Source organism: Ensifer sp. ENS10 (genome assembly GCF_014852025.1).
Classification (GTDB): Bacteria; Pseudomonadota; Alphaproteobacteria; order Rhizobiales; family Rhizobiaceae; genus Ensifer.
This window is the reverse complement of the sequence record NZ_JACVAS010000001.1, coordinates 240,566-253,964: the sequence shown is the minus strand read 5'-3', so window position 1 is coordinate 253,964 and position 13,399 is coordinate 240,566. Positions and strand designations below refer to the sequence as shown.

Sequence of the window (13,399 nt, the reverse complement as noted above, 5' to 3'; positions counted from 1 at the left end):
CGTGCCTTAGGCAAGGAGAGCTGAGCCTATTCGAAGCCTTCGACCACGCAGGTGATGAGATCGTGATCCGAAAGCGGCCGGCCGGTTTCATCGAGCGAGGGAATGATCCTGGTTTCGCCGATCTTCAGGCCGCGCGCGAGGAACCAGTCGAGCTTCATCGCGCGCTCCGGCCAACGGGTGATCAGGCTCGGCCGGGTGGTCATCACCTCAAGTGGTCCACCGTGACGGGTGAAGCCGCGGGCAGCGCTCATCGCAAAGAGCCCTTCGGCTTCGAAGTCGCCGCCAGCATGGTTGCCGGTGTTGAGATCGCCGCCGATCAGCACCGGCAGACCGGGAAAGGCTTCGTCGAGCGCATCGATCAATTCCCTGACCTGGCGTTCGCGGTAGGCCGCGGTCGTCGCGCTTTCAAGATGGGTGGAGACGGCGACGAAGGGGCCTGACTCGGTCTCGATAACGGCACCGATCGCGAAACGCTCGCCGAGACGCGGCTGTTCGCCATCGGTGAACCAGAGACGCTCGCCCCAGAGGCGCAGCATGAAGGGCCGGCCGAGCGGCACCGAAGCCATCAGCGCATTGCCGTGAAAGCCCCTGGCGTTGAAATCATCCTCGCAGAACGCGCGCTCGGTATCGGAGCCGAGGCCCATCTCAATGAATTCGATGCCATAGGCATATTGCATGCCGAGTATAGCAGCGACTTCGGCGGTCGGATGGCGCTGGCCGGTGCGGGCCATGCCGTTGTCCATTTCCGATAGCAGCACGACTGGGGCCTTGGTTGCTGCGAGATGTCCAGCACTTTCCGGTGCGAACAGGCAGCGCTCCAGGTTCCAGGCAGCGACGGTGAAGGGAAAGGCGAGCGGCGCGGTCGAGGACGGCGCGGCGCCGACCTCGATGCTGTTCATTTCCGGTCGCGCGGCCATGGCGGCGTCATGGGCCGCAATGGTGCGCAGCATCGAAGCAAATCCTGCACGCAGTTCGAGCGATGGAACGGCAAGCTGCTCAACGGCTTCATGGATCACGATGCCGTCTCCAGCCGAAGGTTCTGCGCCGGTGCATCACCGGCAAAAGACGTGCCCCGTTCCAGCCGCTTGCCGGTTTCGGGCGAGAAGAAGTGCAGGCGGTCGACGGCAATCGTCACGGCGAGATCACCGGAAAGCGGCATTTCCGGAGAGAGCGCTATCGTCAGAGGTTGGCCCTCGATGGTGCCGTGCACGAGCCGCTGAGCACCGAGCTCCTCGACATAGTCGACCTGGAACAGCATCGCATCCTCGCCGACACCGGCAAGCCGGAGGTCCTCGGCGCGCAGGCCGACGGTCACAGCGCCTTCGACCGGGGCGCGGCTGCCAAGCTCAATCCTGTAGAGGCCGATCTGCAGGCTGCCGCCCTCGATCTGGCCCTTGATCAGGTTCATCGCCGGCGAGCCGATGAAGCTCGCGACGAAGGTCGAGGCCGGACGGTGGTAGACGTCGAGCGGACGGCCGATCTGCTCGATCCGGCCGCCGTTCAGCACCACCAGCCGGTCGGCGAGCGTCATCGCTTCGAGCTGGTCGTGGGTGACGTAGAGCGAGGTCGTGCCGAGGCGCTTCTGCAGGCGCTTGATCTCGCCGCGCATCGAGACGCGCAGCTTGGCGTCGAGGTTGGAGAGCGGCTCGTCGAACAGGAAGGCCGCCGGCTTGCGCACGATCGCGCGGCCCATGGCGACGCGCTGACGCTGGCCACCGGAAAGGGCGCGCGGCTTGCGCGCGAGATAGGGCTCGATTTCCAGCATCCGCGCGGCTTCGGCGACGCGGGCATCGATCTCGGCCTTGGGCGTCTTGCGGTTCTTCAGGCCATAGGCGAGGTTGTCGTAGACGGTCATGTGCGGATAGAGCGCATAGTTCTGGAAGACCATGGCGATGTCGCGCTCGGCCGGATCGACGTCGTTGATGACGCGCGAACCGATGGTCACCGTGCCCTTCGAAATCGTCTCGAGCCCGGCGACCATGCGCAAAAGCGTGGACTTGCCGCAGCCGGACGGGCCGACCAGCACGATGAACTCGCCGTCCTCGATATCGATCGAGACGGATTTCACCGCCTCGACATTGCCGTGATAGATCTTCGAGACCTCGGCGATGGTAATGGCCGCCATGGCTGCCTCCGTTAAAATGGTACCGTTTCAGAAGCGGGCGGGACAGTTGTCCCGCCTCCACTCCGCTTACTTGTCGCTTTCGGTCAGGCCCTTGATGAACCAGCGCTGGAAGATCACGACGATCATCACAGGCGGCAGCATGGCGAGGATCGCCAGTGCAAAGGCCTCGTTGTAGTCGGGGATGTTCGAGCCGACCCAGACAAGCAGGATCTGCTTGATGCCGCGAACCAGGGTGAAGAAGCCTTCGTCGGTGGTCATCAATGTGGGCCAGAGGTACTGGTTCCAGCCGTAGACGAACATGATGATGAAGATCGCCGCCATCATGGTGCGCGACAGTGGCACGAGCACGTCGATGAAGAACTTGAACGGCCCGGCGCCATCGATGCGCGCCGCCTCAAGCAGCTCGTCCGGCACCGACTTGAAGAACTGCCGGAAGTAGAACGTACCCGTCGCCGAGGCGAGCAGCGGCACGATCAGGCCGGTGTAGGTGTTGGTCAGCTTCAGCGTGTTCATCACTTCGTAGGACGGAAGGATGCGCACTTCGAGCGGAAGCAACAGCGTGGTGAAGATTACCCAGAAGAAGAAGGTCGCCAGCGGAAAGCGGAAATAGACCAGCGCATAGGCCGCGAGCATCGAGAGCACGATCTTGCCGACGGCGAAACCTAAGCCGAGGATCATCGAGTTCAGCATCATGTTGAAGCCGGTGATCTTGCCGGTGAAGCCGCCTTGACGGGTCAAGACCGTCTGGTAGGTCTCGACGAAATGGCCGCCCCAGGTGAGGCTGAGGCCATTGCGGTGGATATCGGCTGCCTCGTGCGTCGAGGTCATGAAGGCGACGACGACCGGCGCCACCATGATGAAGACGCCGAAGAGCAGGATGACGTGGTCGAAAATCTTGGTGCGATACATCGGCGCCGCCTCAGTTGTAGTGCACGCGCCGCTCGATGAAGCGGAACTGGAAGATGGTGAGAACGAAGACGATCAGCATCAGGATCACCGACTGGGCCGAAGAGCCGCCGAGATCGTTGCCGCGGAAACCGTCCATGTAGACCTTGTAGACAAGGGTGATCGGGTTGTTGGCGGCCTTGTCCTTCACCATCACGTCGATGACGCCGAAGGTATCGAACAGCGCATAGGTGACATTGATGATCAACAGGAAGAAGGCGGTCGGCGCCAAGAGCGGCAGGATCACCGTCCAGAAGCGGCGGAAGCCGGAGCGGCAATCGATCGCCGCCGCCTCGCGCACCGAGACCGGGATGCCCTGCAGGCCCGAGAGGAAGAAGATGAAGTTATACGGGATCTGCTTCCAGACGGAGACGACCACCATGGAAAAGGCGGTGTCGAAGTAATTCAGACCGACCTTGATGTCCCAGCCGAACCAGCGGGCGAGTTCGACGATCGGGCCGATATGCTGGTCGAAGAACATCATGCCGATGAGGCCGGCGACCGGCGGCGCGATGGCATAGACCCATATGAGCAGCGTCTTGTAGGCGGCGTTGCCGCGGATGACGCCATCGGCCTTGACGGCGAGCAGCAAGCCGATCGACAGCGCGAAGAAGGTGACGAGCGCCGTGAAGACGGCAGTGAAGCGGGCGATTCCGAGATACTCGCCCGATTTCAGCACGTCGGTATAGTTCGTCATGCCGACGAAGGTCGAGCCGAAGCCGAAGGGGTCTTCCAGATAGAAGGACGACTGGATCGCCTGAACCGACGGCCAGTAGAAGAAGATGAAGATGATCGCGAGCTGTGGCGCGAGGAAGAGGTAGGGCAGGAACGGCGAGGAGAACTGAACGCGCTTGGCAACGCCTTCTCCTCCGCTCTTCGACTGGCCACCGAAAAACCGGAAGGCGCCGAAGCGACGCCCGCCGGTTTGGGTTCCGGTTCCTCCCCGCGAGGCGGGGAGGAGATCTGTCGCGGTCGACATGGAGATCAGCCGGCCGTCTTGGCGAAGCGAGCGAGCAGCTCGTTGCCTTCCTTTTCGATCGTGTCGAAAGCGTCCTTGACGGTCGTTTCGCCCGAGAAGATGCGGCCGTATTCGCGTTCCATGATTTCGCGGATCTGCGGGTAGAAGCCGAGGCGGTAGCCCTTCGACCAGTCACCGGCCGGCAGCAGCAGCTGCTTGATGCCGACTTCAGCAACCGGCTTTTCCTTGTAGTAGCCGTCCTTCTGGGCGAGCTCGTAGGCTGCCTTGGTGATGGCAACGTAACCGGTGGCCTTGTGGTAGAAGTACTGGATTTCCGGCGAGGTCAGGAACTGGAAGAAGTCGGCAACGCAGTTGTTCTCTTCATCCGACTTGCCGGACATGGCAAACAGTGCCGCGCCGCCGATGAAAGAATTGGTGCCGGCACCCTTGATCGAGCCCCAATAGGGCAGGAAGGTTGCCGAGAACGGCATCTGCGCCGTCTTCTGCAGGCCGCCGAAGGAGCCCGACGAACCGATCCAGAACGCAGCCTTGCCTTCTTCGAAGACCTTCTGGTTGTCGTTCCAGCCGGCGCCGTAGAAAGCGAAGTAGCCTTCGTCCTTCCAGGCCTTGAGCTTGTCGAACATCATGATGAGGTTCGGGTCGGTGACCTTCAGCTGCGTGTCGACGACGGCGTCATAGCCGTTGTTGTTGGTGGCGAACTGGATGTTGTTGCGGGAGAAGAAGTTCTCCGTGAACTGCCAGGTGAGCTGCGACTGGACGAGCGGGATGTAGCCGGCTTCCTTCAGCTTCGGGGCAACCGCTTCAAACTCTTCCCAGGTCTTCGGCGCTTCGACGCCGGCCTTCTTCAGGGCCTCGTCGTTGATGTACATGATCGGCGCGGAGGAATTGAACGGCATGCCGACGAACTTGCCCTCGCTGTCGGCGTAAAAGTAGCGCACGCCGTCAATGAAGGCGTTGCGGTCGAAGTTGTGGCCAGCCTTGATGATCAGGTCTTCGGCCGGAATGACCGCGCCCTTGGCGTTGATGATCGTGGCGGCGCCGGCGTCGAAGACCTGCAGGATGTTCGGCTGTTCGCCCGAACGGAATGCGGCGATGCCGGAAGCGAGCGCTTCCTCGTAAGTGCCCTTGGAAACCGGGGTCAGCGCGCAGGCGCTTTGGGCTTCGTTGAACTTCTTGGAAACTTCATTGATGACTTCGCCGTTGCGGCCGGCCATGCCGTGCCACCAGGTGATATTGGTCGCGGCAAATGATGACGTCGCGGAAAAAGCGAAGCTAAGGGCTGCGAATGAAAACTTCTTGAACATGACTTGGTCCCTCTCCACCGGGTTGCGGATGGCTTGGACTAGTGACGTTCAATGACAGGCCCGTAACGCTTTTATGTCGGAACGATTACAAATTCGCGATTTTGTTCCAAGGCGGGATGCGGGCGGAACACCGCAATCATTTTCCCTCATCCCGCGCCGGTTCAGAAGGCATCCGGCAGATGCCGCGGCCAGCCCCAAGGGGTCACCGTGATGATGTCGTAGCGCACGGAAAGCCTGTTGAAGTCCGGTTGCCTGGCCAGCCAGAGATCGCTCGCAGCGCGAATGCGTTTTTGCGCCGTGGCCGTCACCGCGAATACGCCGTCCTCGGCCGAGCGGCGCGCCTTGACCTCGACGCAGGCAATGAGATCGCCGCGCCGGGCGATGATGTCGATCTCGCCGAGCTTGGTGCGATGGCGCATGGCGACGATGCGGTAGCCCTTCAGCAGCAGGCAGAGCGCCGCGCGGTATTCGGCGAGTTGCCCCCGCCTCAGCGCTTTCAGCTTCCGCCGGTCGCTGCCGTCAGCCGTCATGGCGCTTCTTCAGCTGCAGCAGCCGGTCATAGAGCTCCTTGCGCGGCACGCCCGTCTGGCGGGCGGCTTCGGTCGCCGCCTTGCCGGCCGGCATGTCGGCGACAAGGCTCAGCAGCAGGGCGTCGACATCGGCCGCTTCCGGCTCGGGTGCGGCATCCGGCGGCCCGATGACGAGCACGATCTCGCCTTTGACGGCGCCAGCTTCTCCATAATGTGCAGCAAGCTCGCCGAGCGTGCCGCGGCGGAACTCCTCGAAGGTCTTGGTGAGCTCGCGGCAGACGGCAGCCCGCCTACCCTCGCCCAGCACCTCGGCTGCGGCCGCCACTGTCGCGGCGATGCGGTGCGGCGATTCAAAGAACATGATTGTCGCCGGCACGGCCGCTAATTCCCTGAGGCGATCGCGTTTCGCCTTGTCCTTGGTCGGCAGGAAACCGGCAAAGAGGAAGGCATCGTTTGGCAGGCCGGAGCCGACGAGTGCTGCAAGCGGCGCCGAGGCGCCCGGGATCGGCACGACGCGATGACCGGCTTCGATCGCAAGCTGCCCCAGCCGGTAGCCCGGGTCGGAAACCAGCGGTGTTCCGGCGTCGGAAACGAGCGCCACCGATCGCCCTTCGGCGAGTGCTGCAAGCAGCCGGGGGCCGGCTTCGTCGGCATTGTGCTCGTGATAGGCGTAGGGCCGGTTCACGATGCCATAGCGGTCGAGCAGCACGCGCGTAACCCTCGTGTCCTCGCAGGCGAGCACATCGGCGCCGGCAAGCGTTTCCAGTGCGCGCAGCGTAATGTCGCCGAGATTGCCGATCGGGGTCGCCACCAGATAGAGCGCCGCATCGAGGGGCCGGGCCGGAACGCTGACATTGTGCAGGCGATAGCTACGCTCTCTCTGCCCGCCCGATGCTTCCGATGTCTTCTGCTTTTCCACCTGTAACGTCCTGATCGTGCTCACCGATGCGTCGGTCCGGTCTTTATGAGTGAGCCGGCAGGGCAGGGCAAGGGCAAGGCAATGGTCCAGCGCGCTGCATCTGGGGACAGAAGCCCTTAAACCCCTTGCGTTCCGGGCGCTGTTTCTGCCATTTTGCCGGTCCACATATTTCCGGTCGGTCGGCCGGGACACTCGCAGTTGACGCTCAGGCGGACGCCTCGTCTGCCGGGCAATGGTTGAAAGCGGCATCCCATGCGCATTACTCTCGAGCGGTCCAACCTCCTGAAATCGCTGAACCACGTGCACCGCGTGGTCGAGCGGCGAAACACGATCCCGATCCTCTCGAACGTGCTCTTGCGTTCCGACGGTGCGAGCCTCGAAATGAAGGCGACCGACCTCGACCTCGAAATCACCGAGGCGACACCGGCGCAGGTGGAACAGTCGGGCGCGACCACGGTGCCGGCGCATCTGCTCTACGACATCGTGCGCAAGCTGCCTGACGGTTCGGAAGTGCTGCTCGCCACCAATGCCGAGGGCACGGCGATGACCGTTGCCTCGGGCCGTTCGAAATTCTCGCTGCAGTGCCTGCCGCAGTCCGACTTCCCGGATCTCACCGCCGGCAGCTTCTCGCACTCCTTCCGCCTCAAGGCGACCGACCTCAAGATGTTGATCGATCGCACCCAGTTTGCGATCTCAACCGAGGAAACCCGCTACTATCTCAACGGCATTTTCGTGCACACCGTCGAGAGCAAGGGCGAACTGAAGCTGCGCGCCGTCGCCACGGACGGTCACCGCCTCGCCCGCGCTGACGTTGAAGCCCCGTCCGGCTCCGAAGGCATGCCGGGCATCATCATCCCGCGCAAGACCGTCAGCGAACTGCAGAAGCTGCTCGACAACCCGGACCTCGTCGTCACCGTCGAAGTCTCGGACGCCAAGATCCGACTGACGATGGGTTCGATCGTCATGACCTCGAAGCTGATCGACGGCACCTTCCCGGATTACCAGCGCGTGATCCCGGCCAACAACGACAAGGAACTGCGCGTCGATTGCCAGTCCTTCGCCCAGGCCGTCGACCGCGTTTCGACGATCTCGTCGGAGCGCGGCCGCGCCGTCAAGCTGGCGCTGAACGAAGGCCAGATGACGCTGACGGTCAACAATCCGGATTCGGGTAGCGCCACGGAAGAACTGCCCGTCGGCTACGACCACGACCCGCTCGAAATCGGCTTCAACGCCAAGTATCTGCTCGACATCACCTCGCAGCTGACCGGCACCGATGCGATTTTCATGCTGGCCGATCCGGGCTCGCCGACGCTCGTTCGCGATCTTGCTGCCGAGGATGCACTTTACGTGCTCATGCCGATGCGCGTGTAACCGGGCCTGACGCGGCGCGAAATGCCAACCCGTCACGCCCGCTCGTGACGGGTTTTTTGTTGATCGATCCATCCGGCGGCTGTTGATAAGCCGACGCTTTCAGGCGCAGACAGACTTGTTTTTGCCGCAGATGGGGACACATTATGATTGCCGCCGCCCGGACCGGCTCGAATCAGCGAGCCGGGATTACAGCGGGCGGCCCGTATGAGGAGAGGACGACGGTTTTGAGGGGTTCAATGAATTTGCGCGTGAAGGTGAAGGAACGGCTCGGACGGAAGTTCGATGAGGAAATTCGCTTTTTCAAGGGATGGATGAGCAATGCCAAGGCTGTCGGCGCAATCCTGCCGACCTCTTCCATAACCGCGCGCCGAATGGCGAGCGTCATCAATCCCGCTTCGGGCCTGCCGGTTCTTGAGCTGGGCCCGGGCACGGGTGTCATCACGAAGGCAATTCTGGAACGCGGCCTGCCCGCATCGAGCCTTGTCTCGGTCGAATATTCGACCGACTTCTATAACCAGCTCAGGGCCAACTTCGCCGGCGTCAATTTCGTCAATGGCGATGCTTTCGATCTGGAACATACGCTCGGCGAGCTGAAGGGACAGACCTTCGACAGTGTCGTCTCGGCAGTGCCGCTCTTGAACTTCCCGATGCATCGGCGCGTCGAGCTGATCGACGACCTGCTCTCGCGCATTCCGGCCGGCCGGCCGGTCGTGCAGATTTCCTATGGGCCGCTCTCGCCCGTCGTCGCCATGCCGGACCGCTACAGCATCCAGCATCTCGACTTCGTCGTGCGCAACATCCCGCCGGCACAGCTTTGGGTCTATCGTCGGGCGCACTGACGGGATGTTCGGCGTCTACGTCACCCATCCGCAGGTCTGGATCGATCCGGACGTGCCCGTCCCGCAATGGGGACTTTCCGCTGTTGGCCGCGATCGTGCGGCCCTGACGGCGGCGTTGCCGTGGGTGCGCTCGCTCGGGAGGATCGTCTCGAGCGACGAAACCAAGGCGATCGAAACGGCCCAGCTGCTTGCCGATGCCGCCGGCCTGACGGTCGAAATTCACCATGACATGGGCGAGAACGATCGCTCCGCCACCGGCTTCCTACCGCCGCCGGAATTCGAGAAGGCGGCCGACTGGTTCTTCGCCCATCCGGCGGAAAGTTTTAAGGGCTGGGAGCGCGCGATCGACGCCCAGACGCGGATCTCGGACGCAGTGTTCCGTGTCCTCGAAGGGCACGACACCAAGATCCCAATCGCCTTCGTCGGCCATGGCGGCGTCGGCACCCTTTTGAAGTGCCGGCTGCTCGGCGCGCCGATTGCCCGCAGTTCCGACCAGAAGGGCGGTGGCGGCGGCAACGTCTTCGCTTTCCGCCTTGCGGATCGCGCCGTCGCATGCGACTGGACCCCGATGGAAAACTGGCAGGGGATCTAGACGATGACCGAAACCGCGCGCGACAGATTGATCGTAGGCCTCGACCTTCCGACGATCGCCGATGCCGAGAGGATCGTGTCGACGCTCGGGAACGACGTCTCCTTCTACAAGATCGGCTATCAGCTGGTCTTTGCCGGCGGGCTCGAATTCGCGCGCGACCTTGCCGCCAGCGGCAAGAACGTCTTCCTCGACATGAAGCTGCTCGATATCGACAACACGGTTGCCAAGGGTGTCGAGAACATCGTCAAGATGGGCATGTCGATGTTGACCCTGCACGCCTATCCGAAGGCGATGAAGGCGGCCGTCGAAGCCGCTAGAGGTTCCGATCTCTGCCTCCTCGGCGTCACCGTGCTCACCTCGATGGACGAGCAGGACGTGATCGATGCCGGCTACGAATACGACCCGCACACGCTGGTGCTGCGCCGGGCCGAACAGGCGCGCGCCGCCGGCATGGGCGGCATCGTCTGCTCGGCGGAAGAATCCGCAGCGGTCCGCAAGATCATCGGACCGAACATGGCGCTGGTGACGCCGGGTATCCGCCCTGCCGGCGCCGACAAGGGCGACCAGAAGCGGGTGATGACGCCGGCCGAAGCCTTGAAGGCCGGATCCAGCCACCTCGTCGTCGCGCGCCCAATCGTCGCAGCCGCGGAGCCGCTTGCGGCCGCCCGCGCCATTCTCGCGGAAATGAACGGCGCGCTTGCCCGCTGATGCGGGCGGCGCCAGGAACCCATCGCGATCCGCTTGACCTCAATCAAAATTTGCCGGAAGTAAGTCTCGCGTCAGCCTTCAGCGGTGCAAGACGAGGAGCTCACTATGGCCAAGGGATACTGGATCGCACGGGTCGATGTCCGCGACCCCGAGCGCTACAAGGATTATGTGACGGCAGCAAAGCCGGCCTTCGAGAAATACGGCGCGAATTTTCTCGCGCGCGGCGGCGAACATCATCGCCTTGAGGGCGGCGTGCGCGCGCGCAACGTCGTCATCGAATTTCCGTCGCTGCAGGCAGCGGTCGACTGTTACAACTCGCCCGAATACCAGATTGCCGCCGCGATCCGCCAGGAAGTCGCCGACGCGGAGATGGTCGTCGTCGAAGGCGTCTGACGACCCGGCATCCCCATCTTCCGACAGACCCGACAAGCCGCGTGGATTGGCCTTCACCTCTCGCGGCTGTTGGGCTATGTAGCAATCAATTCTTTCCTCTGCGATCAGGAGTGCGTTTCCCATGACCTTGTCCAACCTTCCGCCGCTGGTGACGATTTTCGGCGGATCCGGGTTCGTCGGCCGTCATGTCGTGCGCGCACTCGCCAAGCGCGGCTACCGCATTCGCGTTGCCGTTCGCCGGCCCGACCTTGCCGGCCACCTGCAGCCGCTCGGCAATGTCGGCCAGATCTCCTTTGTCCAGGCGAACTTGCGGTACCGGAAATCCGTCGATCGCGCCGTCGAAGGCTCCGACCACGTCATCAACTGCGTCGGCGTGCTGTTTGAAAAAGGCCGCAACACGTTTGACGCCGTCCAGGATTTCGGCGCGCGCGCGGTGGCAGAAGCGGCACGTAGCGTCGGCGCCACGCTGACGCACATTTCGGCGATCGGCGCGGACGCTTCCTCGCCGTCGCAATACGCCCGCAGCAAGGGCCGCGCCGAGGCGGCGATCCTGGAAACGAAGCCTGACGCGATCATCCTGCGTCCGTCGATCGTCTTCGGTCCCGAGGACGGCTTCTTCAACAAGTTCGCCAACATGGCCCGCTTCTCGCCGGTCCTGCCGCTGATCGGCGGCGGCCACACCAAGTTCCAGCCCGTCTACGTGACCGATGTCGCCGAGGCCGTGGCGCGCGCCGTCGACGGCAAGATCACCAAGGGCAAGATCTACGAACTCGGCGGCCCGGATGTCTTAAGCTTCCGCGACTGTCTCGAGATCATGCTGAACACGATCGACCGCAAGCGCACGCTCGTCTCGCTGCCCTTCGGCGTCGCATCCTTCATCGGCAGCATCGCGTCGATGGTCCCCTTCATCACGCCGCCGCTCACCCCCGACCAGGTGGTGTTGCTGAAATCCGACAATGTCGTCTCGGCAAAGGCGGTTTCCGAGGGACGTACGTTCGCCGGCATTGGCATCGATCCGACCATGTTGGAGTCGATCCTGCCGACCTATCTGGTGCGCTATCGCCCGCAGGGCCAGTACACGCGCAGCGGCCGCGGCGCCTGATCGCCGCAAAGCCCATCTTATTTTGAACGGCCGCCGGTACCCACGGGCGGCCGTTTGCTGTGGTATCCAGGCAACAGCGTTGCAGTTCTGCCGCAGTTAAGAAAGCGAATGGCATTTACCGCAAATTCAACATGTCCTGATATTGATCATGTCATATCCAGCGACTAAACACCGCCTCGCGCCCCGATCGCAAGGCATGACGGCGGGCGGCAGCAGCAATCTCGAAAGGCATAGCGTCCATGGGCAAGTCGATCGCAATCTTTTTTGCGTCTGCGGCACTGATCATTCTGGCTGGCTCATTCATCGCGCCGAACACGGTCGCGAGCAGCGGCAAGGGTTGCGCGCCGGCCTATGGCGTCGATCCGTGCACGACGGCATCGATCGATCTTTCCGGCAACTAAGGCCGGCGCCCTTTAGATCAGGCGTTTCCGGACGGAAAGCGGCTTCGCGCTTTTCCTGGAATTGCTTTGGAAGGGCATAGTTAGAGTTATTGGCGGGGGCCAGTGGCCGCGTGCGTTTCACCTTGAGACGCACGCGGCTTTGTTTTTGAGGCCTTATCCGAGTTCGAAGAAGACTGAGGTCAAAGAAAAAGGCGCGTCCAGAACGCGCCTTTTTCATTTGAGATCGTTGATCCCGAGATCAGCCGAGCAACCAGAGGCCGATCAGGCCGGCCGTGCCGACGACGATGCGCCAGATGGCGAAGGGCGTGAAACCGCGCCGCGAGACGAAATCGAGCAACGAACGCACGACGAAGATGCCGGCGACGAACGCCGCGATGAAGCCGACGGCGATCAGGGTGAAATCGTCGAAGGAGAGCGCGTCGCGGTTCTTATAGAGGTCCAGCGTGAAGGCGCCGAGCATGGTCGGCATCGCCAGGAAGAACGAGAACTCCGCGGCCGAGCGCTTGTCGGTCCCCATCAGCAGGGCGCCGGCGATCGTCGCGCCGGAACGCGAGGTGCCGGGGATCATCGCCAGGCACTGGAACAGGCCGATCTTCAGCGCCAGCGACGGCGGATAGTCCATGACGTCAGTGTAGCGCGGCTTCAGCGGCAGGTGGTCGATCGCGTAGAGGATGAAGCCGCCGACGATCAGCACGACACAGATGAGCATCGGCGTTTCGAACAGCACCGTCTTGATGAAATCATGGGCGATTGCGCCGATGACGGCCGCCGGCAGGAAGGCGATCAAAACGGACAGGACGAAGCGGCGCGCCTTGATGCTCGTCGGCAGCGCCAGCGCGATCGACAGAAGCTTCTGGAAATAGACGAGCAGGATGGCCAGAATGGCGCCGAGCTGGATGAGGACGGCGAAGGTGTTGCCCGGCGACCTGAAGCCGAGGAAGTGGCCGGCAAGGAGGACGTGCGCCGTCGACGAAACAGGGATAAACTCCGTCAAGCCCTCGATGAGTCCGAGGACAAGCGCGCTGATGATCGATTGATCCGCCATATATGAGATTTTCCTGACAAGTTTTGGAGTGGGAGGAAAAGGCTGATTCGCTTGTGTTTGCCACCACAAATTTCTATAGCTCTATCACAGGAGCCGTGGCCAGACGCTTGCGCCGCCACGCTGACGCCCCCAGCAAAAAAGACTCT

15 protein-coding genes are annotated in these 13,399 nt (G+C 62.6%); 7 read left to right on the top strand and 8 right to left on the bottom strand.

The features are described 5' to 3' along the window. Window positions 1–26 precede the first annotated feature (26 nt). From IB265_RS01330 to rsmI, 7 genes are all read right to left on the bottom strand, one after another. Window positions 27–1,016, bottom strand: coding sequence for an endonuclease (locus tag IB265_RS01330; RefSeq protein WP_057247934.1), 990 nt, complete (start codon window positions 1,014–1,016; stop codon window positions 27–29). Next, window positions 1,013–2,125, bottom strand: coding sequence for a sn-glycerol-3-phosphate import ATP-binding protein UgpC (locus IB265_RS01325; protein WP_057247933.1), 1,113 nt, complete (start codon window positions 2,123–2,125; stop codon window positions 1,013–1,015). Before IB265_RS01325 ends, IB265_RS01330 begins: the two co-directional genes overlap by 4 nt. 66 nt (window positions 2,126–2,191) lie before the next feature. Further along, the gene (gene ugpE, locus IB265_RS01320) at window positions 2,192–3,034 is read right to left on the bottom strand and encodes a sn-glycerol-3-phosphate ABC transporter permease UgpE (protein ID WP_057247932.1); all 843 of its coding nucleotides are present in this window, start codon (window positions 3,032–3,034) and stop codon (window positions 2,192–2,194) included. A gap of 10 nt (window positions 3,035–3,044) precedes the next feature. After that, window positions 3,045–4,049: an ABC transporter permease subunit gene (locus tag IB265_RS01315; RefSeq protein ID WP_244495502.1), complete on the bottom strand. Its 1,005-nt coding sequence runs from the start codon at window positions 4,047–4,049 to the stop codon at window positions 3,045–3,047. A gap of 5 nt (window positions 4,050–4,054) precedes the next feature. After that, window positions 4,055–5,353, bottom strand: coding sequence for an extracellular solute-binding protein (locus IB265_RS01310; RefSeq protein ID WP_057247931.1), 1,299 nt, complete (start codon window positions 5,351–5,353; stop codon window positions 4,055–4,057). A 161-nt stretch (window positions 5,354–5,514) separates the two neighbouring features. Further along, the gene (locus IB265_RS01305) at window positions 5,515–5,883 is read right to left on the bottom strand and encodes a YraN family protein (RefSeq protein WP_057247930.1); all 369 of its coding nucleotides are present in this window, start codon (window positions 5,881–5,883) and stop codon (window positions 5,515–5,517) included. Beyond that, complete coding sequence (gene rsmI / locus IB265_RS01300; RefSeq protein WP_057247929.1) at window positions 5,873–6,802, bottom strand: 16S rRNA (cytidine(1402)-2'-O)-methyltransferase; 930 nt, start codon at window positions 6,800–6,802, stop codon at window positions 5,873–5,875. The genes IB265_RS01305 and rsmI overlap by 11 nt, the downstream gene beginning before the upstream one ends. A 252-nt stretch (window positions 6,803–7,054) precedes the next feature. Here rsmI and dnaN point away from each other — a divergent pair, with 252 nt between their 5' ends. The 7 genes from dnaN (at window position 7,055) to IB265_RS01265 (ending at window position 12,208) form a co-directional block, all read left to right on the top strand. Then, on the top strand, window positions 7,055–8,173 hold the full coding sequence (gene dnaN, locus IB265_RS01295; protein WP_057247928.1) for a DNA polymerase III subunit beta: 1,119 nt from the start codon (window positions 7,055–7,057) through the stop codon (window positions 8,171–8,173). 236 nt (window positions 8,174–8,409) lie between these two features. Beyond that, entirely contained in the window at window positions 8,410–9,012 is a 603-nt protein-coding gene (gene pmtA / locus IB265_RS01290) for a phospholipid N-methyltransferase PmtA (RefSeq protein WP_082615696.1), read from the top strand. Between the two features lie 4 nt (window positions 9,013–9,016). Then, window positions 9,017–9,604, top strand: a complete 588-nt coding sequence (locus IB265_RS01285) for a histidine phosphatase family protein (RefSeq protein WP_057247927.1) — start codon at window positions 9,017–9,019, stop codon at window positions 9,602–9,604. Between the two features lie 3 nt (window positions 9,605–9,607). Continuing rightward, window positions 9,608–10,312 carry an orotidine-5'-phosphate decarboxylase gene (gene pyrF, locus IB265_RS01280; RefSeq protein WP_058324595.1) on the top strand — a complete coding sequence of 235 codons (705 nt, stop codon included), beginning with the start codon at window positions 9,608–9,610 and terminating at the stop codon, window positions 10,310–10,312. Between the two features lie 105 nt (window positions 10,313–10,417). After that, window positions 10,418–10,705: a DUF1330 domain-containing protein gene (locus tag IB265_RS01275; RefSeq protein ID WP_057247925.1), complete on the top strand. Its 288-nt coding sequence runs from the start codon at window positions 10,418–10,420 to the stop codon at window positions 10,703–10,705. A gap of 121 nt (window positions 10,706–10,826) precedes the next feature. Next, window positions 10,827–11,807: a complex I NDUFA9 subunit family protein gene (locus tag IB265_RS01270; protein ID WP_057247924.1), complete on the top strand. Its 981-nt coding sequence runs from the start codon at window positions 10,827–10,829 to the stop codon at window positions 11,805–11,807. Window positions 11,808–12,046: 239 nt separating this feature from the next. After that, complete coding sequence (locus tag IB265_RS01265; protein WP_093236169.1) at window positions 12,047–12,208, top strand: hypothetical protein; 162 nt, start codon at window positions 12,047–12,049, stop codon at window positions 12,206–12,208. Between the two features lie 238 nt (window positions 12,209–12,446). On the opposite strand, the gene IB265_RS01260 is transcribed toward IB265_RS01265, so the two are convergent. Then, window positions 12,447–13,253: an undecaprenyl-diphosphate phosphatase gene (locus tag IB265_RS01260; RefSeq protein WP_057247923.1), complete on the bottom strand. Its 807-nt coding sequence runs from the start codon at window positions 13,251–13,253 to the stop codon at window positions 12,447–12,449. Window positions 13,254–13,399: the final 146 nt, after the last annotated feature.

Excerpts from the sequence above, each read along its gene's own strand:
- IB265_RS01260 (WP_057247923.1), bottom strand. The coding sequence starts at position 13,253 with ATGGCGGATCAATCGATCATCAGCGCGCTTGTCCTCGGACTCATCGAG.
- IB265_RS01265 (WP_093236169.1), top strand. The coding sequence starts at position 12,047 with ATGGGCAAGTCGATCGCAATCTTTTTTGCGTCTGCGGCACTGATCATT.
- IB265_RS01275 (WP_057247925.1), top strand. The coding sequence starts at position 10,418 with ATGGCCAAGGGATACTGGATCGCACGGGTCGATGTCCGCGACCCCGAG.
- dnaN (WP_057247928.1), top strand. The coding sequence starts at position 7,055 with ATGCGCATTACTCTCGAGCGGTCCAACCTCCTGAAATCGCTGAACCAC.
- IB265_RS01285 (WP_057247927.1), top strand. The coding sequence starts at position 9,017 with ATGTTCGGCGTCTACGTCACCCATCCGCAGGTCTGGATCGATCCGGAC.
- IB265_RS01310 (WP_057247931.1), bottom strand. The coding sequence starts at position 5,353 with ATGTTCAAGAAGTTTTCATTCGCAGCCCTTAGCTTCGCTTTTTCCGCG.
- IB265_RS01305 (WP_057247930.1), bottom strand. The coding sequence starts at position 5,883 with ATGACGGCTGACGGCAGCGACCGGCGGAAGCTGAAAGCGCTGAGGCGG.
- pyrF (WP_058324595.1), top strand. The coding sequence starts at position 9,608 with ATGACCGAAACCGCGCGCGACAGATTGATCGTAGGCCTCGACCTTCCG.
- IB265_RS01325 (WP_057247933.1), bottom strand. The coding sequence starts at position 2,125 with ATGGCGGCCATTACCATCGCCGAGGTCTCGAAGATCTATCACGGCAAT.
- IB265_RS01315 (WP_244495502.1), bottom strand. The coding sequence starts at position 4,049 with ATGTCGACCGCGACAGATCTCCTCCCCGCCTCGCGGGGAGGAACCGGA.
- ugpE (WP_057247932.1), bottom strand. The coding sequence starts at position 3,034 with ATGTATCGCACCAAGATTTTCGACCACGTCATCCTGCTCTTCGGCGTC.
- pmtA (WP_082615696.1), top strand. The coding sequence starts at position 8,410 with ATGAATTTGCGCGTGAAGGTGAAGGAACGGCTCGGACGGAAGTTCGAT.
- IB265_RS01270 (WP_057247924.1), top strand. The coding sequence starts at position 10,827 with ATGACCTTGTCCAACCTTCCGCCGCTGGTGACGATTTTCGGCGGATCC.